The organism is Arthrobacter sp. (assembly GCF_031179385.1).
GTDB lineage: Bacteria > Actinomycetota > Actinomycetes > Actinomycetales > Micrococcaceae > Arthrobacter_D.
The window spans coordinates 1-18,109 of record NZ_JAPSHV010000056.1; the positions used below are offsets into that span (position 1 = coordinate 1).

19 protein-coding genes are annotated in these 18,109 nt (G+C 63.6%); 10 read left to right on the plus strand and 9 right to left on the minus strand.

The annotated features are described in order from the left end of the window. The 3 genes from RIF85_RS09365 to RIF85_RS09375 form a co-directional block, all read left to right on the plus strand. Positions 1-644, plus strand: a 644-nt coding sequence (locus tag RIF85_RS09365; protein WP_309071641.1) for an alpha/beta fold hydrolase, incomplete at its 5' end; no start/stop codon positions are given. A 47-nt stretch (positions 645-691) separates the two neighbouring features. After that, entirely contained in the window at positions 692-1,723 is a 1,032-nt protein-coding gene (locus tag RIF85_RS09370) for a helix-turn-helix domain-containing protein (protein WP_309071642.1), read from the plus strand. Between the two features lie 13 nt (positions 1,724-1,736). Next, positions 1,737-2,153 carry a CoA-binding protein gene (locus tag RIF85_RS09375; RefSeq protein ID WP_309071643.1) on the plus strand — a complete coding sequence of 139 codons (417 nt, stop codon included), beginning with the start codon at positions 1,737-1,739 and terminating at the stop codon, positions 2,151-2,153. A gap of 61 nt (positions 2,154-2,214) precedes the next feature. Here RIF85_RS09375 and RIF85_RS09380 read toward each other — a convergent pair whose 3' ends face one another. Further along, positions 2,215-3,042 (minus strand): DUF1206 domain-containing protein, encoded by an 828-nt coding sequence (locus RIF85_RS09380; protein WP_309071644.1) that lies wholly within the window; start codon positions 3,040-3,042, stop codon positions 2,215-2,217. Positions 3,043-3,100: 58 nt separating this feature from the next. On the opposite strand from RIF85_RS09380, the gene RIF85_RS09385 reads away from it, so the two are divergent. Together RIF85_RS09385 and RIF85_RS09390 are read left to right on the plus strand one after the other, a co-directional pair. Next, on the plus strand, positions 3,101-3,496 hold the full coding sequence (locus RIF85_RS09385; RefSeq protein WP_309071645.1) for an MmcQ/YjbR family DNA-binding protein: 396 nt from the start codon (positions 3,101-3,103) through the stop codon (positions 3,494-3,496). Between the two features lie 61 nt (positions 3,497-3,557). Further along, complete coding sequence (locus tag RIF85_RS09390) at positions 3,558-4,067, plus strand: DUF1990 domain-containing protein (RefSeq protein ID WP_309071656.1); 510 nt, start codon at positions 3,558-3,560, stop codon at positions 4,065-4,067. On the opposite strand, the gene RIF85_RS09395 is transcribed toward RIF85_RS09390, so the two are convergent. From RIF85_RS09395 to RIF85_RS09425, 7 genes are all read right to left on the minus strand, one after another. After that, positions 3,967-4,512: a GNAT family N-acetyltransferase gene (locus RIF85_RS09395; protein ID WP_309071646.1), complete on the minus strand. Its 546-nt coding sequence runs from the start codon at positions 4,510-4,512 to the stop codon at positions 3,967-3,969. The two genes, RIF85_RS09390 and RIF85_RS09395, sit on opposite strands and share 101 nt — an antisense overlap. 52 nt (positions 4,513-4,564) lie before the next feature. Continuing rightward, positions 4,565-4,948, minus strand: coding sequence for a DUF1304 domain-containing protein (locus RIF85_RS09400; RefSeq protein WP_309071647.1), 384 nt, complete (start codon positions 4,946-4,948; stop codon positions 4,565-4,567). A 133-nt stretch (positions 4,949-5,081) separates the two neighbouring features. After that, positions 5,082-7,370: a phosphoribosylformylglycinamidine synthase subunit PurL gene (purL, locus tag RIF85_RS09405; protein ID WP_309071648.1), complete on the minus strand. Its 2,289-nt coding sequence runs from the start codon at positions 7,368-7,370 to the stop codon at positions 5,082-5,084. Next, positions 7,367-8,143: a phosphoribosylformylglycinamidine synthase subunit PurQ gene (gene purQ / locus RIF85_RS09410; protein WP_375164837.1), complete on the minus strand. Its 777-nt coding sequence runs from the start codon at positions 8,141-8,143 to the stop codon at positions 7,367-7,369. The genes purL and purQ overlap by 4 nt, the downstream gene beginning before the upstream one ends. Continuing rightward, the gene (purS, locus tag RIF85_RS09415) at positions 8,140-8,397 is read right to left on the minus strand and encodes a phosphoribosylformylglycinamidine synthase subunit PurS (protein WP_309071649.1); all 258 of its coding nucleotides are present in this window, start codon (positions 8,395-8,397) and stop codon (positions 8,140-8,142) included. The genes purQ and purS overlap by 4 nt, the downstream gene beginning before the upstream one ends. A gap of 173 nt (positions 8,398-8,570) precedes the next feature. Beyond that, on the minus strand, positions 8,571-9,149 hold the full coding sequence (locus tag RIF85_RS09420; protein ID WP_309071650.1) for an SSI family serine proteinase inhibitor: 579 nt from the start codon (positions 9,147-9,149) through the stop codon (positions 8,571-8,573). A 48-nt stretch (positions 9,150-9,197) separates the two neighbouring features. Continuing rightward, positions 9,198-10,121 (minus strand): 3-methyladenine DNA glycosylase, encoded by a 924-nt coding sequence (locus RIF85_RS09425; RefSeq protein WP_309071651.1) that lies wholly within the window; start codon positions 10,119-10,121, stop codon positions 9,198-9,200. A gap of 347 nt (positions 10,122-10,468) precedes the next feature. Here RIF85_RS09425 and RIF85_RS09430 point away from each other — a divergent pair, with 347 nt between their 5' ends. Together RIF85_RS09430 and RIF85_RS09435 are read left to right on the plus strand one after the other, a co-directional pair. Next, positions 10,469-13,534, plus strand: a complete 3,066-nt coding sequence (locus tag RIF85_RS09430) for a S8 family peptidase (protein WP_309071658.1) — start codon at positions 10,469-10,471, stop codon at positions 13,532-13,534. A 135-nt stretch (positions 13,535-13,669) separates the two neighbouring features. Continuing rightward, complete coding sequence (locus tag RIF85_RS09435; protein WP_375164377.1) at positions 13,670-13,948, plus strand: hypothetical protein; 279 nt, start codon at positions 13,670-13,672, stop codon at positions 13,946-13,948. 28 nt (positions 13,949-13,976) lie between these two features. On the opposite strand, the gene RIF85_RS09440 is transcribed toward RIF85_RS09435, so the two are convergent. Continuing rightward, entirely contained in the window at positions 13,977-15,263 is a 1,287-nt protein-coding gene (locus RIF85_RS09440; RefSeq protein ID WP_309071652.1) for an aspartate kinase, read from the minus strand. A gap of 217 nt (positions 15,264-15,480) precedes the next feature. On the opposite strand from RIF85_RS09440, the gene RIF85_RS09445 reads away from it, so the two are divergent. The 3 genes from RIF85_RS09445 (at position 15,481) to RIF85_RS09455 (ending at position 18,087) form a co-directional block, all read left to right on the plus strand. Then, a complete protein-coding gene (locus tag RIF85_RS09445; RefSeq protein WP_309071653.1) occupies positions 15,481-16,413 on the plus strand; it encodes an ABC transporter ATP-binding protein in 933 nt (310 codons plus the stop codon). Next, positions 16,410-17,531 carry an ABC transporter permease gene (locus RIF85_RS09450; protein ID WP_309071654.1) on the plus strand — a complete coding sequence of 374 codons (1,122 nt, stop codon included), beginning with the start codon at positions 16,410-16,412 and terminating at the stop codon, positions 17,529-17,531. The genes RIF85_RS09445 and RIF85_RS09450 overlap by 4 nt, the downstream gene beginning before the upstream one ends. Positions 17,532-17,667: 136 nt before the next feature. After that, entirely contained in the window at positions 17,668-18,087 is a 420-nt protein-coding gene (locus RIF85_RS09455) for a nuclear transport factor 2 family protein (protein ID WP_309071655.1), read from the plus strand. The last annotated feature ends 22 nt before the right edge of the window (positions 18,088-18,109 follow it).

Consider the following 18,109-nt stretch of genomic DNA (forward strand, 5'->3'; position numbering starts at 1 on the left):
CATTCCGGGTGATCCGATTCGACCACCGCGGCGTCGGTGGGAGCGATGACGGCCCAGCGGGCCACCCGAGCACTCGGGATTTCGCTGCCGACGCCGTTAGTGTGCTCGACGCCGCCGGGATCGAGCGTGCACATGTCTACGGTCACTCAATGGGCGGACGCATTGCCCAGTGGCTGGCGATCGACTACCCGGACAGGGTCGGCGCGCTCATTCTCGCCGCCACGTCCGCGGGCGGCTTCCTGGGCAGGGACCGCGATCCGGAAGCTACCCGAGCTCTCACCAGCGGTGATCCCGACCAGTTGCAACCCCTCTTTTTCGACGCCAAATGGGCAGCCGCCCATCAGGAAGCTGTTCGTACCTTCTTCACCTCACGCGCATCACCCCAGGCGAAACGCCAGCAGTTCAGGGCAAGCAAGGAGCACAACACACAGGACCACCTGGGATCCATTCAAGCTCCGACACTCATCCTCCACGGCGCAGCCGACGTGCTCACTCCGATCGACAATGCCCAGGTGCTGCGGAACCTCATCCCGCGTTCCACCCTGGCGAAGGTTCCCAACGGGCGGCACGGTTTTCACCTGGACCATCCGCAAACGCTCGACTGGATCCAACAGTTCATCGCACGGAAAGCGCCGCAGATTTAGCGTGGCAGTATCTTAACTGTGGGCAAGAAATCTGCCACACTTGACCCATGCTGAAGAGAGTTGCCGTCATCGCCCTGCCGGGAGTAACGCCGTTCGAGTTCGGAGTTGCGTGCGAGGTGTTCGGTGTCGACCGCTCCAAACGCGGTGTAGGCATACCGGCCTTCGACTTCTCAATCTGCACTCCTACACCGGGACTCGTTCCCACCAATCTGGGGTTCTCCATAGCCGTCGAGGAAGATCTGAGCGCTACCAAGACCGCAGACCTGGTCATCATGCCGCCGTTCGGGGCAGACGCACCGGGACAAGGCGAAGTCCACCGCGCCTTACAGGCGGCTCACGAGCGGGGAGCCTGGGTGCTGTCCGTCTGCAGCGGCGCCTTCGCTCTGGCCGAAGCGGGTCTTCTCGACGGGCGTCGTGCGACGACCCACTGGATTCATGCCCATCAGCTCGCCGAGCAGTTTCCAAACGCCCGGATCGATGAGAACGTGCTTTACGTCCAGGACGGCACCATCATCACCAGCGCTGGAACGGCTGCCGGAATCGATGCGTGCCTTCACCTCGTGCGTACCGAACTCGGTGCAGCTGCCGCCACAAGCATTGCCCGCTCGATGGTTGTGCCGCCGCACCGCGCGGGAGGCCAGGCGCAATACATCGACCGTCCCATCTCCGTCACCCAGTGCGACACGCTGGAAGACATCCTCGTCTGGATGGACGAACATCTGGACGAGGAACACAGCGTCAGCGCCCTGGCGGCACGCGCGCACATGTCGGAGCGCACCTTCGCCCGGCGCTTCAAGGCAGAGACGGGCACGACGCCGGCCGCCTGGCTCACCGCCCAACGTGTCCTCCGCGCGCAGAGCCTGCTGGAGGAATCCGACCTGAGCATCGAAACCATCGCCCGCGAGGCAGGGTTCGGTCAGGCGGTGCTTCTGAGACACCACTTCCAGCGTGCGCTCGGCACCTCACCGGCTGCGTACAGGAGAACCTTCCGCGGTCATCCGACGCTGGTGCACGGTGCCGATCCACATCGAGCCGACCCACAGCGTGCCGAACCTTCCAACCACCTGCAACCTGCCTGAACAGGAGCCATACATGTCGCACCAGAATGACCCGGCAACCATCAAACGGCTCCTGACCACGCCAGGCCGCTGGGCCGTCGTCGGGCTTTCGAATAATCCGCGGCGGGTGGCGATGGGGGTGTCCCGCTTCCTCATCGACCAGCTCGGGATGGACGTCGTTCCCGTGAGCCTGAAGGGGGACGATGTCTACGGTCGCCAGGGTTACAAGCGACTGGCTGACGTACCGGGGAAGATCGACGTCGTCGACTGCTTTGTGAACAGCCAGAAAGTGGGGAAGGTGGTCGACGACGCCATCGCCGTCGGTGCAAAAGCAGTCTGGCTACAACTCGGCGTGATCGATGAGGCGGCAGCCAAGCGCGCCGCGGATGCCGGACTCGAGGTCGTCATGGACACATGCCCGGCTATCGAGGCGCCGCGGATGGGGCTGTGACCGCCAACTGCTCCTGAGCTGGATGCGGCTCAGCCGCGCTCACTACTACACGCGCTCACCACTACATGCGCTGGTAGCGGGAACGCACAATCATGAAAATCCCGTACGCGATCAGCCCGAGCGCGACGGCGCCAAGGATCCACACGCCGAACGGCTGCTCCTGAAGCGACTTCAGGGCGCCGTCGAGTCCCGTAGATTCCTCGGGGTTGTTCCTAACGGTAGCGATAGCAAGCAGAAGGCCAAGAACACCCAGCGCGATGCCCTTGGCGACGTAACCAACGCTACCCAGCATGGTCACGGCCCGTCCGGCAGATCCGGAGGGCTTACCGGTCAGGTTCTCCTCGAACTTCTTGGTGATGCCGCGATAAACGAAGTAGCCGCCGATGGCGAGAATACCTACACCAACAGCGAGCAGCAGTGCGGTTCCCGCCGGGTTGGCCATGAGTGCTGCGCTGGTGGATTGCGTGGCGGAGTCGCTGTCGCTGGAGCCGCCCATCGCATACTGAAGGAAGGCCAACCCGATCGCCGCGTAGATGACAGCCTTCCCGCCGTTCTTCAAGCGGAACGTCGCCTTTTCCTTGCCGCTGAGCCTGCGCGGCGTGAAGAGAACCTCGCTGAGCAGGAAAAGCGCCAGCGCTGAACAACCAAGGAAACAGACCCACAGCAGGATTCCACCACCCGGAGAACCCGCGAGGGAGGCCATGGCCCCGCTCTGGTCCGCGCTTCCGGATCCGCCGCTCGCTACCCGGAAGGCAATGACGCCGATCAGGATGTGAAGGATGCCCGCAGCGACGTACCCTGCCCTGGCTGCAAGGAGGAACGGTTTTGAATCGGTGGCGTCTTCTGCCCCGTCAGCGACCTTTCGCGCCTGCCTGCCGATGTCTCCCATGTGCGCTCCTTGATCGTGGTCCTTATAGTGTGTCACCGCTTCGCTGTACGCTCACTATGTGGATGCAGCACAGCTTCGCGAGACCTGTCTCTCCTTTCCGGGAACCTACGAGGACTTCCCTTTCGGGCCCGAAGCCTCGGTCTTCAAGGTGCGCGCACCCGGCGGAACAGCGAAGATGTTCGCGCTTTCGGATCTCGGTTCCCCGTCCCTGTCCATCAGCCTCAAGTGCGAGCCTGATCTCGCCGAACAGCTGCGGTCAGCACACCCGGAAATCACCGGCGCCTGGCACATGAACAAAACCCACTGGAACGGCGTGGACTGCACCGGAACGCTGCCCGACGACATGCTTCGTGACATGATCGAGGACTCCTATGACCTCGTCGTCGAGACTCTTCCGAGGAAGGACCGCGAATCGTTGGGCTGGTCCCGGCTCGCCCGGGGAAGCAATGCCTGAGATCACGCACAACGCAGTCGGGTTCACCCGGGGCGGTGTCTGGCCATCAGGTTTTAGACCCATGCGCCACCGCATCAGGGTGGGCGCTGGGGACAGCCAGTTCCGGCAACTCGCTGACGGAATCCTCGCGCTCGACCTGCACCGGCGCTCCAAGCTGCGCATCCACGCCTCACCGCCTCGCGCCGCCGTCGGGGGACTGGTGGTAGTGGGCTTCGGCATAGGAAACCTGCGCTTGAATGCTCCCTGCGAGGTGGTGTGGGTCGAAGACCCGGAGGAGCACGACGGCGGCACCCGCCGCGCCGGGTTTGGTTACGCCACCCTGCCCGGACACCCGGAATGCGGGGAGGAAAGCTTCACTGCTGTCCTGGAACCCGACGGGGCGGTCTACTTCGAGCTGCACGCCTACAGTCGGCACGCCAACTGGTTCTACCGGCTCGGAGCTCCGGTTGCACGGTTCTGCCAGGAGCTGGTTACCCGCCGCTACCTGCGGGCTGCCCGTCACCTTGCCGCCGGGACGGATTCATTCCCCAGACGAAGAGCGACGCCCCGAGCGGGTAACGCTCCTCGCTGACAGAGCCGTAGCCTGCCCTCCGCAACACCGCGGCCGACGCATCGGACTGCGCGTAAGCCTCGATTGAACGCACTTCCGGGCTCTCACCGGCATACTCCGTCAGGCGGTGCAGCGCTTCCGCGGCCATGCCGCAGCCGCGCCGGGACGGTACGATCCCATAGAAAATCTGAAGAGCTCCCGCCTGCGGCGGGCCGTCGAACCCAATGGTCCCGATCACGGAGTCATTCGCCATCTCGACGATGAGCCACACACCGAAGCGTCCGCCGTCGTCGGCGTAGAGCAGTCCTGACTCAAAGAGATGGCGCGCAGCGTCCACATCAGTGGGCTGGGGATAGTCCAGCGCCCAGGAGGGTTCCCGCTCCTGGCGCGCGATCAGATCGGCGTGCGCGGCCCGCATGGGAAGCAACTTCAGCCGCGTTGTGATGAGGGGCCTCTCCCGCATCATGCTGAGGCGCCGGTCAGCTGCGGGCGCATGCCGAGCACCGCCCGGAAAGCAGTCAGGCCGGTACCATCGGCAGGGTCAGCAGCGCAATGAGCGGCGGAAGCCCTTGAACCAGCGCGGCCACCCACAGTGACCGGTTGGTCACAACCAGAACGACGGCGGCGAGCACCATGATCGCGAGCGCGAGGACGATCATGCCGTACCCGACGAGCGTGCCGGACAGCGACAACCCAACGATCACACCGGCAGCAAGAAACAGGTTATAAAAGCCCTGATTGAAAGCCATCGGGCGGATGATGTTCGCGTGTTCCTGGGAGGAGATGCCGAACTTCCGCCACGCAGATGGGTGGCGCCAGCGCACGCTTTCAAGCACGAAGATATACACGTGCAACAAACCCGCGATCATGGCGAAAAGCGCGCTCAAAAGCGGAAATGTCATGGATCAACCCTATCTGCTGGGCTGCTTTCACTCGGGATGGGGCACGTAACGATATGGCAGAGCACCGGTGTCATGACACCGATGCTCTGCCTGATGGAGACTGACCTGATCGAACTGGCGCGATCGATACAGGTCAGCCGAAGTGCTTCGGAAGCGTAGCTTCGTGTGCTTCTTTCAGCTCTGCCAGCGGGAGGGTGAAGTGCCCCTGGACGTCGAGGGCGTCGTTTTCGGCGTCGACTACGCCGATCCGGATGCGCGGGAAGTTCCGTGCGGTGCACATGTCGTTGAAGCGCACTTCCTCGGAGCGCGGAACCGAGACGATGGCACGCGCCTGCGACTCCGAGAACAGCGCGGTGAACGGGTCGATGCCGTCACGCTCACACAGTTCGTCGATCCCGATCCGGGCACCGACACCGAAGCGCAGGGCCGCTTCCGAGAGAGCCGCAGCAAGGCCGCCTTCGGAGAGGTCATGTGCTGCGTCGATCATGCCGTCACGTGAGGAGTTGACCAGGATTGCCGCGAGGGTCTTCTCGGCGTCGAGGTCAAGCGCCGGGGGTTGCCCGCCGAGGTGACCGCGAAGATTCGCCCACTCGGAACCGTCCAGCTCATTCCGTGTGGTGCCGAGCAGGTAAATAGCCTGGCCGTCCTCGCGCCAACCGGACGGAGTCCGGCGTGCGACGTCGTCGAATACGCCCAGCACACCGACTACGGGCGTGGGGTGGATGGCGACGCCACCGGTCTGGTTGTACAGCGAGACGTTGCCGCCGGTGACGGGAACGCCGAGCTCCTGGCAGGCGTCGGCAAGGCCGCGCACCGACTCGGCGAACTGCCACATGACCTCTGGATCCTCGGGGGAGCCGAAGTTCAGGCAATCGGTGACGGCCATCGGCTTGGCGCCGGACGTGGCAACGTTCCGGTAAGCCTCAGCCAGAGCCAGCCGGGCGCCGTCGTACGGGTTGAGGTAGGAGTAGCGGCCGTTGGCGTCCGTGGAGAGCGCGATGCCCAGACCGGTCTCCTCATCAACGCGGACCACACCGGCGTCGTCGGGCATCGCCAGAGCGGTGTTGCCCTGCACGTAGCGGTCGTACTGGTTGGTGATCCAGTCCTTCGAGCACATGTTCGGGGAGGCCATCAGCTCCAGCACCGCGGCTCGAAGATCAGTGGGCGCTTCAGCGCTGAAGGAGTCAGCCTGAACGCCGTCCAACCACACCGGGCGGGAGTACGGGCGTTCGTAGACCGGGCCGTCGTGGGCAACCGTGCGGGGGTCGACATCGACGATCTTCTCGCCGTCCCACTCGATGATCAGGCGGCCGGTATCGGTGACCTCACCCAGCCACGAGTACTCGACGTTCCACTTGTCCATGATGGCTTCGAACGCCGCAACGTTCTCCGGCGTCACCACGGCCATCATGCGTTCCTGCGACTCCGACATCAGGATCTCGCCGGGAGTCAGCGACGGGTCGCGAAGGAGGACGTTTGTCAGCTCGACGTGCATGCCGCCGTCGCCGTTCGAGGCAAGTTCGGAGGTGGCGCAGGAGATGCCGGCGGCACCGAGGTCCTGGATGCCCTCAACGATCGAGTTCTTGAACAGTTCGAGGCAGCACTCGATGAGTACCTTCTCGGCGAAGGGGTCACCGACCTGAACGGCGGGGCGCTTGGACGGCTTCGCGTCGTCGAAGGATTCCGAGGCCAGCACCGAGGCGCCGCCGATTCCGTCGCCGCCGGTGCGCGCACCGAACAGCACTACCTTGTTCCCGACGCCGGACGCGTTGGCCAGGCGGATGTCCTCATGGCGGAGGACGCCGACAGCCAGGGCGTTCACCAATGGGTTGCCCTGGTAGACGGAGTCGAAGACGACCTCGCCGCCGATGTTGGGCAGGCCGAGCGAGTTTCCATACCCGCCGATGCCGGACACGATGCCGTGGACCAGTCGCGGGGTGTCGGGGTGGTCGATTGCTCCGAAGCGCAGCGGATCCATGACCGCGACGGGACGGGCGCCCATCGAGATGATGTCGCGGACGATGCCGCCGACGCCGGTTGCGGCACCCTGATACGGCTCAACGAACGATGGGTGGTTGTGGGACTCGACCTTGAAGGTCACCGCCCAGCCGTCACCGATATCGACGACGCCGGCGTTCTCACCGATGCCGACGAGCAGGTGCTCCTTCATCTCCTCGGTGACCTTGTCGCCGAACTGGCGCAGATGCACCTTCGAGGACTTGTAGGAGCAGTGCTCGCTCCACATCACGGAGTACATGGCCAGCTCTGCAGCGGTAGGACGGCGTCCGAGGATCTCGACGACGCGGTCGTACTCGTTCTCCTTCAGCCCCAGTTCCGCCCAGGGAAGCGGCTGCTCGGGGGTCTGCTCGGCGTGTTCGACCGTGTCGATATTGAACTTCTTGGAGGTTGTCTCTGTGGTCACTTGTTAACCAGTTTCTGCAGTACCGAGGTGAAAATACCGAGCCCGTCTACGCCGCCGCGGACTTCGACCTCGCCGAAGGCGGAGGAGTCCGGGCCGAAGCCGGGTTCAACCGCGTGCTCGGGGTGCGGCATGAGGCCCACAACGTTGCCGTGCTCATTGGTGATACCGGCGATGTCGCGGCGGGATCCATTGGGGTTGCCGCCCACGTAGCGGAATACAACGCGTCCTTCGCCCTCAAGCTCGTCCAGCGTGCGCTCGTCCGCGACGAACTGACCGTCCTGGTTCTTCAGGGGGACAACAATTTCGCTGCCTTCACCGTATGAGGAAGTCCACGCCGTCGAGCTGTTTTCGACCAACAGGCGCTGGTCCTTGCAGAGGAAGTGGAGGTGGTTGTTCTTGACCATCGATCCGGGAAGCAGGTGCGCCTCGGTGAGGACCTGGAAGCCGTTGCAGATGCCGAGTACGGGCAGGGAACCGCCGGACGCCGCAGCGGTGATCTGTTCCATCAACGGCGCAAAGCGCGAAATCGCGCCTGCGCGGAGGTAGTCGCCGTAGGAGAAACCACCGGGAATGATGACGGCGTCAACGTCCTTGAGGTCATGGTCGCCGTGCCAGAGCTGGACACCGGTGCCACCTGCTATGCGCACCGCCCGCAGCGCGTCGCGGTCATCAAGCGTGCCGGGGAAGGTGACGACTCCGACGCGGACTCCGGACAGGCTTTCATCGACAACTTCGGCCGCTGAGTGGCCGATCAGGGGAGTCTCGATGGTCACTGTGCGTCCTCGATGACCGCAACCCGGGTCACATCCTCGATGACGGGGTTCGAGAGCAGTGTGGCGGCCGCGTTGCGGGCGTGATCCAGCACTTCCTCGGTAACATCGCCTTCAACGGTCAACTCGAAACGCTTGCCCTGCCGGACCTCGGCGAATCCAGTGAACCCGAGACGGGGGAGGGCGCCGGCGATAGCCTTGCCCTGCGGATCGAGGATTTCAGGTTTGGGCATGACGTCAACAACGATCCGGGGCATCCGGCAACTCCTGTGAGGTGTAAACACTGGTTAGGTGCAGTTAAATGCGGTTGCCCGACGGGTGCCGTCTCACGCCTGATTTTTCGAAAGAATGGTCCAGCGCTCCGCGAGCTTGCTGTTCCATTCTACCGGCCGAACACAGCGGGCCGTGACTCGGGAGTTGGCGCGCGCAGCTAACTGGCGCCGGCGGTTCCGAGAATGGCTTCCAGCGCGTTCCAGCGCGCAATCTCGCAGCCATCAGTGGCGGAGAACGACGCGTACACGCGGTGCCCGTCGACGGTTCCCTTCACCGTGGCGGTCTGCGGGCCGCCGTACTGCTGCGTGCACATCCTGTTGGGGTCCGGCTGCGCATTGAAGAAGGCCGCACCGAGCCGCTTGACCGCCTCGCAGGCAGCTTCCGGATGAGGAACTGTAGTGGTTTCTCCAATGCCGTCCGGCGTGCACTCAAGGAAGTACTCGACCGGCGCGGACTCCGGGCTGAGCTTGATACTGATGGCCAGCATGGCGGTTCCGACTGCTGCAGGATCCGACGGGAAGCTGGGTGTGGGCTTCGGTGATTCTGGGGACATACTGCTCTCCGGGGCTGTTGGCGACACAGATGGTTCGGCCGGCTCGGAAACGGGCGAGCTGGGAGGGGCGGCCAGTTCCGTGCCGGGTTCGCCGGGCGACCCGCACCCGCTGAGGGAGAAGGCCAGCACAGTGCCGACAAGCATAGCCACATTTCTTGCGGCGATGCCGCGTGCAAAACCCATGGGAAACCTCCTCGTCACCCTCGATATTCCAGCTGGTTCCTGCCCGGATCAGGGGTCAACGGTCAGGTGCAGTTGATTGATGTACTCATTCAACTGTGCACGCTTTAGCTGGGATTCAGCCGAGAACGCACGCTGTGCCCGCACATAGTCCGCCCGCCCGCCGGGTGTCTCGATGGCGATGGGAGGGTAGCCCCACTCCGCCAGGTCATACGGCGAGGCCTGCATGTCCATGGCGCGGATTCGCCACGAGAGTTCGAAGCAGTCCATCACCAAATCACTGGGCAGGGCGGGAGTCAGCTTGTATGCCCATTTGTAGAGGTCCATGTTTGCGTGCAGGCAACCCGGTTGCTCGAGATCCCGCTGGGCTGTCCGCGTCGGCTGGAGCTCATTCAGCGCAACCGCCTGCGGGGCATAGAAACGGAAGGCGTCAAAGTGGGTGCATCTGATCCGGTTCGCCTCCACCACCTCGTCCGTTCCCTGGGCGCCCAACCGCAGGTTCAGGTATTCGTGCCGGATGGAGTTCTCCTCCGACTTATAGGCCATCGCCCACTCGTGCAGACCGAAACAGCCGAACTGCGCAGGGCGGGCGGCAGTGCCGGAAAGGATGATGCGGGCAAAGTCCACCGCCTCCCTCCGTGTCTCGAGGAAAGCAGCGAGATCGAGCGTCACGGCGCCGTCGTCGTTCTTGAGTCCGAGCTGCTGCCGTTCCTCGGAGGTGAGGTTCCGGTAGAACTTCCAGCCCGCACGTTCGACGGCGGGGGGCCCGGTGAGAACGGTATGCGCACCCGGATGCCACTTCAGCAGCTGAGCCGGCTTCTGCGTGTAGTAGGTGAACAGGAAGTCCTCCACCGGATGCTTCTGCTGTGCCGCCCGCCGGCGCAGGTAGGGCTCGGTGTACGCTCGAACCCGCTCGGAATGGGCGGTGGCACGGGGCTCCCACTCTTCGGGAGCAAGGACGGTCACAGGCACCATCCCATTATCCCCTGATGCCTGAAGCAACGGTCTTTTACCACTATCCCGTCGGAAATTGAATGAACGGGCGTTCTCAAAACCCGATTTTGCTCCAAAGCTCTGTTTACGGGCAGGTTCTGCTCAGGACCGCCCCTTGGGAACCCTACTCGGGGGTAGCCTATGTGAGGCTCCGGTAGTGATTCAGGGCACAGACCCCCACACCAGCTGCTTTCAGTCCGGCATTGTCCGGTCGCTTTTTCGATGAAAGGTAACCTCGCGTGAAAGACCCTCAATACAGGAATCCGCGGGCAGGTGGTCTGCGCAGAGCTACAGCTCTCGTACTGGGCCTGCCGTTGATTCTCGGTTCCATGACGGCGGTCCCCGCCGCTGCAGCACCGACTGGCCCCACTGCTACCCAGCAGATCCAGACGGTCAAGAAAGTGGATCCCAAGGACTACCCGGCCGGCCGTTACATTGTGGTGCTCAGTGAGGAGCCCGCAGCAACGTACGACGGCGGTGTCCCCGGCATCGCAGCCACCAAGCCGGAAAAGGGCGAAAAGCTCAGCGGCAAGAAGGACTTCCAGAAGTACAAGAACCACCTTGAGAAGAAGCAGCAGGCCGTTGCGGCCCAGGAAGGTGTGGAGATCAACCGCACCTACACCGCTGCGCTCAACGGCTTCAGCGCGACGCTGACGTCCGAGCAGGCTGTTGAGCTCGCCAAGGATCCGAACGTACGCATGGTCGCTCCGGACGTCGAGAACGCGCCGGATGACTACACCAGCATGGACATCCTCAACCTTCCCGGAAGCAAGGGTGCCTGGAAGACGCAGTTCGGCGGCGAAAAGAACGCCGGCGCCGGAACCGTCGTCGGGATCATCGACACCGGCTACACCCCGGACAACCCGTTCTTCGCAGGCAAGCAGGTCAAGCCGCTCAAGGGCAATGCGAAGGCGCGTGTCGGAGAGCCCTACCTGACCAAAGACGGCCAGATCGCCATGCTGAAGGCAGACGGCTCAACCTTCGTCGGTGAATGCCAGGAAGGTGAAGGCTTCACCGGCGAGGAGTGCAATTCGAAGGTCCTCGCGGCCCAGTACTTCGCCGAGGACTTCATCGAGTTCGTTCCCGAGGCGAATCGGGCACCCGAGGAAGTGCTGTCGCCGGTCGACGTCGACAGCCACGGAACCCACACGGCAAGCACGGCAGCGGGCAACAACAAGGTCACCCAGACCGTAGCGGGCCGTGACTTCGGGGTGTCCTCCGGAGTCGCGCCGGCTGCCAAGCTCTCCATCTACAAGACCTGCTGGGCCGACGACGACCCGAACACCGGCGGCTGCTACTCCTCCGCCGCTGTTGCCGCGATCAACCAGGCGATCCTCGATGGCGTGGACGTGCTGAACTACTCGATCTCGGGCAGTACAACCACCACCACGGATCCTGTGTCGCTCGCGTTCCTGTCCGCAGCTTCGGCAGGGATCTTCGTCGCCACCTCGGCCGGTAACTCCGGGCCGACCGCCAGCACCGTCAACCATGGCGCACCCTGGCTGACGACCGTCGCAGCAAGCACCTTCAGCCACGCCCTGCAGGGTACAGCCGAGTTCTCGGATGGGACGAAGTTCCGCGGAGCCAGCATCATGAGCGCCGGCGTTCCGGCGAGCCCGGTAGTACTCAGCGGTAACGCGGCAGCAGCCGGTGCTGTGGACCCGGCACTGTGTGCACCGAACTCCCTGGATCCTGCCCTCGTGACAGGCAAGATCGTTGTCTGTGACCGCGGCGTGTACGACCGCGTTGCGAAGTCGGCCGAGGTTGCCCGGACCGGCGGAATCGGCATGATCCTGGTGAACCTCTCCGACTCCTCCATGGACACCGACAAGCACGCCGTTCCCACCGTGCACGTCAACGCTCCCCAGAGCCTGGTGCTCAAGGAGAAGGTTGCCGCCAACCCCGACATCCGGGTAGCGCTGGTACCTGAGGACACCACCGGCGAGGCACTGCCGCCCGTTCCGCAGATCGCGGGCTTCTCCTCTCGGGGGCCGCTCCTCGCGACTGGCTCGGATCTGTTGAAGCCGGACATCGCTGCACCCGGCGTTGCCGTCCTCGCAGGCGTTTCACCCATCGGTACCGGAGGTGATGACTTCGGATTCCTTTCAGGCACCTCGATGGCATCGCCGCACGTCGCCGGTGTGGGCGCACTGATCCTCGCCAAGAACCCGGCGTGGTCGCCGGCTGCGGTGAAGTCCGCCATGATGACCACCGCTGATCCGGTGAAGAACGCTGAAGGCGGCGTGGACGGTGACGTCTTCGCGACCGGTGCAGGTCAGGTCGATCCCACCAGCGTGCTGAGCCCCGGACTGATCTACGACGCGGGTGTACGCGATTACCTGCAGTTTGTTGAAGGCACCGGCTTCGCCGATGTCGCGGGCATCGAGGGCATCAACGCGAAGGACATGAACGTTCCGTCCTTCGCGGTCGGAAACCTGACCGGCAAGGTGACCGTCACCCGCACGGTGACTGCGCTCACCCCAGGGCTTTACAACGCCACGGTGAACGTTCCCGGCGTGAACGCCACGGTAACCCCTTCGGTCCTGAACTTCAGTGCGGCAGGGGAGAAGCGCACCTTCCAGGTGACCTTCGAGAATGCGGACGCCGCACTCGGCCAATTCGCCAAGGGTTCGCTGGTGTGGCAGGGCGCTGACAAGGTAGTGACTTCACCGATCGCGGTCCGCCCGCAGTCCGTGGTCGCTCCGTCCGAGCTCTCCTTCACATCCGAAGGTCCGGACGGCAGTGGAATCATCCCTGTTACCGCGGGAACGAATGCTCCCGTCTCGATGAAACTCGAGGGGCTCTCCAAGGCCAACAGCGAGGCGCTTTCCCTCGTTCCCGGCCCTGTGGCCACGAGCGACAACGCGTCGAACTTCGTCACCGAGGTCACCGTTCCCAGGGGGACGCCGTTCGCGAAGATGTCGGTTCTTTCCTCCGATGACACGGCGGACTTCGACCTCTTCGTGTTCGATCCCAACGGCCGCCTGTTCCAGGTTGCCACCGCCTCGGCGAGTGAGACACTCAGCCTGCCGAACCCGGTTCCGGGAACCTACACGGCAATCGTGAACCTTTACGCAAGCACCGATGGGCGGGCGACCGCTGCAACATTCGACGCCGCAATCCTGGGCGCCGACGAGGGCAACGCCTCCATCTCGCCCAACCCGCTTGACCTTGACAACGGCCAGTCCGGAGAAGTGACCCTGAACTGGACCGGCCTCGAGCCTGGCTCATATGTCGGCCGGATCACCTACACAGGATCCACCTCCGTGACCTTCGTTTCGGTCACGGTCAGTGGTTCGGGCGACGTCGAAGCGGTCGCGGTTCCCGAGGTCAGCGGCGCAGACAAGCTGCCCGCAGGACCGCGTGAGGACACCACGCCGACGAACGGTAAGTAGCAGTACGCAGGTTACGCGAAATCCCCCGCACCGGTCTGTCCGGTGCGGGGGATTTCTGCATCAGGCCGGAGCTTTTTGGACCATTCGGACTTAAGATGTGGGTACTCGAACAGCCGCAGAGAGAAGGCGATACCCATGGCTGAGAGACCCCGGCGCCGCTGGATCAAAAACCCCGCCACCATCTTTCTGGGACCGCCCGAACGGGATGCCCTGGATGGCCCGGTGGTACACCGGCATGATGAGTTCGAAACAGCCTCAGAGGCCGAACTCGCTGAACTCAACATCGAGGTGGATTCCGACGGCCATCATTACGCCGTCCGCAAGCATCCGGACCACCAGACAGTTCGCCGAACCGAACCCGTCCAGAAATACACGGACTACTTCACGAAGCCGGTCCTCCACACGGAGGAATAGCCTCGAGAGTTAGCAGGACGACGGCGTCCTAGCGGCCCGTGCCCGCGTAAACGGTCGCAACGGCGTCGCCGTCGAGATCAAACGCCGCGTGCACGGCGCGAACCGCCGTGTCCAGCAGATCGGCACTGGTGACCACCGAGATGCGAATCTCGGAGGTGGAGATCATGTCGATGTTCACGCCGGCGTCGGACAATGCCCGGAAGAACTTGTAGGAGACGCCGGGGTTGGAGCGCATTCCGGCACCGATGAGGGACAGCTTGCCGATCTGCTCGTCGTATTCGATGCTGTCGTAGCCCACGAGGTCCTGTGCCGCCTTCAGCGCCGTCAGCGCATCGGCGCCTTCGACGATGGGCAGGGTGAAGGAAATGTCCGTGTGCCCTGAGCCATGCGTGGAGACGTTCTGCACGATCATGTCGATGTTGGAGTGGGCTCCCGCAACGATTCTGAAGATCTCAGCTGCCTTGCCGGGGATGTCGGGCACGCCGACAACGGTAACCTTTGCCTCGGAGCGGTCATGGGCAACACCGGAGATGATGGGCTGTTCCAAGGGTTCTCCCTCTTGAATCTTGATGGTGTCGTCGGGGTTGGGAAGAACCCAGGTCCCCTCGAGTTGGCTGAATGATGAGCGGACATGCAGCGGCACGCCGAAACGCCGGGCGTACTCGACGCAGCGAAGGTGCAGGATTTTCGCGCCGGACGCGGCCATCTCCAGCATCTCTTCGCTGGAAATGGTTGCGATCTTCTTCGCCGAAGGGACAACGCGCGGATCGGCCGTGTAGATACCGTCAACGTCGGTGTAGATTTCACACACGTCAGCCTTCAGGGCTGCAGCGAGTGCTACGGCAGTTGTATCCGACCCGCCACGGCCCAGCGTCGTGATGTCGTTGCTGTCCTGGCTCATCCCCTGGAAGCCGGCGACGATTGCGATGTCGCCCTTGTCGATGGACGTCCTGATCCGGTGCGGCGACACTGCGATGATCCTGGCCTTGCCGTGGATCGCGTCGGTGATCATGCCGGCCTGGCTGCCCGTGAAGGACTGTGCGCTGGACCCGGCCTCGTGGATGGCCATTGCAAGCAGGGCCATCGAGATGCGTTCCCCGGCGCTCAGGAGCATGTCCATCTCGCGGGGGTTGGAGGTGCTGCTGACCTGCGCTGCGAGGTCAAGCAGTTCATCGGTGCTGTCGCCCATTGCTGAAACGACGACGACGACCTGGTTGCCGGCCGCTTGCGTCTCCACGACGCGCTTGGCGACGCGCTTGATGCCCTCCGCGTCGGCCACGGACGAGCCACCGAACTTCTGAACAATCAAGGCCATGCGCACGCTCGCTGATATTGGGTGACGGTGTCCGGCGGTATGGACGGCGCCGGTAGCAGGTCAACTACAAAGGGGGTTTCTTCAAGTCGGCCACGGTCGATGAACGGCCCGTAACCGCACACCATGTTAACCGTTCGATTTCGACTCACCCAATCACAAGTCCTATTGTGCAGCGTTTCCAGACCAGGTTTCCTCACCCTGTTGTTAGGGTCGCCTCATGACCAATGGGTATGGGGGAATCATTGCCAGAGGTATCAAACGAAGTTTCGGCTCCGTTGATGCGGTTCGCAGTATCGATTTTGAGGCGCCGCCGGGAGAGGTGACAGCGCTGATCGGGCCGAACGGATCCGGCAAGACCACGCTGCTGCTGATCCTCGCATCGCTGCTGGCGCCGGATGCGGGCACGCTCACGGTCGGGGGATCGGACCCGGCGACCGATTCCGCAGCCGTGCGCCGCAAGGTCGGCTGGATGCCGGACACCCTCGGGGTCTGGGAATCGCTCAAGGCGCGCGAGATCCTCACCACCGTGGGTGCGCTGTACGGATTAACGACGGCGGCTGCTTCCACGCGAGCCGCCGAACTGCTCGACGCCGTCCGGCTCACGGAATACGCTGACGCCCCGGCCCGGGTCCTCTCCCGCGGTCAGCAGCAGCGTCTCAGCCTGGCGCGGGCGCTGATCCATGACCCGGAGGTGCTCCTGCTGGATGAACCGGCGTCGGGACTCGATCCGGGCTCCCGAGTGGAGCTGCGCATCATGCTCCGGCGGCTCGCCGGGGAGGGCAAGACCATCGTCGTCTCCAGTCACGTGTTGTCCGAACTGGACGAAATAGCAGACCGCGCCGTCTTCGTCAGCCGCGGGGAGTCCGTCAAGACCCAGACCCTCGACGAGGCAGGAAGTCAGCTTCGCCGCTACTGCATCCAGGCCGAACCGATGTCGGCCCTCGCCGACGTCCTGTCAAGTCACGGCGTCGTCTTCGAAGAGCGGGGCGACTCCCGGCGGGTCGAGTATCAGGTGTTGCTCAGTAGCACTGAGCAGGCAGCGTGGCTGCTGCGCACGCTCGTCCTGGCCAACGTCGTCGTGACCGCCTTTGCGCCGGCCGGCGGCGCCCTCGAAGAGACCTACATGAGCCTGGATACGGAGCGGCAATGAGCACGCAGTTGATCGAGAGTAGCCGCCCCCTCAGCCTCGGATATGCGACGGGGGTGCGTTCCATTTTCGGGCTTGAGATGAAGCAGAGGCTACGGGGCCGCGCCTGGTACATCATGATGGCCGTCTGGTTCCTTGTGATCGGTCTGGTGTTTTTGCTGGCGACCCTTACGACGTCGGCCACCGGCGGAGCGGGACCCTTCCTGTTCGACCTCGTGGTCGGCTTTGTGCTGTTCTTCGGGCTGCTGGTGGCGCCGGGCCTGTCCGCAAACGCGATCAATGGTGACCGCGCCGGCGGAACGCTGGCCATCCTTCAAATTACGCTCCTGACCCCTGGCCAGATCCTGTGGGGTAAGTGGCTCGCGTCCTGGGTGGCCTCGTTGGGATTCCTGGCGCTGAGTTCGCCGTTCATCTTCTGGGCGCTGGCTCTGGGTGGCGTCAACCCGCTCGAGGCCGTGGTCTCCCTGGTGGTGCTTGCCCTCGAGCTCGGGTTGGTGTGCGCCCTCGGCGTCGGGACCTCCGCCCTCGCAACCAGGCCGTTGTTCTCGATCGTCACCACCTACATGATGGTTGCCCTGCTGGGTCTCGGAACCCTGATCGCGTTCGGGCTCAGCATGACTCTGGTGATGGAGGAAGACGTCCCGGTAGTGCAGTCGTACTACAACTACCCGCCGGAGGTGCAGCTCAGCCAGGAGATCCCTTCGGAGGAGGACCTCGTGTGCGTCACCGATGAAATCACGACGACGGTCTGGCACACCGAACGTACGGCTTGGTTGCTCGCAGCCAACCCGTTCGTCATTGTCGCGGATGCTGTGCCTTATGACAGGGCCGCGGATGACCTCCCGGTGGGGTCGTTCAATGAGACCTACCGGGCGCCCGGGGTTATGGAGAGCATCAGCGATCAGGTTCGTCTTGCCCAGGCGGGTCCGGACTACAACGTCACCTGTGCCGAGGCCCAGTTCTTTGGGCCGCGGTCGCGGGACATCGAGTCTGAGCCGTTCCCGATCTGGCCGCTCGGGCTTGCCTTGCAGGGTGGGCTGGCTGCAGTGGTGCTCTGGGCGGGCCGTCGCAAGTTGGTCACCCCAGCTCGCCGGCTCTCACAGGGCACCCGCATAGCCTGAGCGCCTCCCCCCTTAGCGTCGGAAGGGGCACCTATCCTCCGTTGGTTGTGACGGTTGACACAACATGCGAGGTTACCTATAGTCAACATTTATTGCCTGCAAAGCACCCAGGCTTCCGGCATTTCGTAAGGAAAATATGAACAACCACGCGCTTCCCCAGCCGTCCGAACGTGAAGTTGCCGAAGCCGCCTCCCGGATCGTGGAAGCATTTGCGGCAACGGATACTGAACGGTATTTTTCGGGATTTGCTACCGATGCGAGCTTTATCTTCCATTCCGAGCAGAGCCGACTCGAGGGTCGCGCGGCTTATGAAGCGATGTGGTCAGAATGGGTGGCAAGCGGTTGGACGGTCATAGCTTGCGACTCAACCAACCAGCACGTCACAGTCTTCGCCGGAGGCGCCGTCTTCAGCCACGACGTAGCCACCACGGTCCGCACCAGCGATGGTGAGGAGTCGTATCGAGAGCGGGAAACCATCGTCTTCCGTTGTGAACCAGACGGTGCGCTCCTGGCCGTTCATGAGCATCTGTCGCCCTCTCCCGCCCGGACAGCGTAGTTCCCGCCCTCACTTCCAGGAG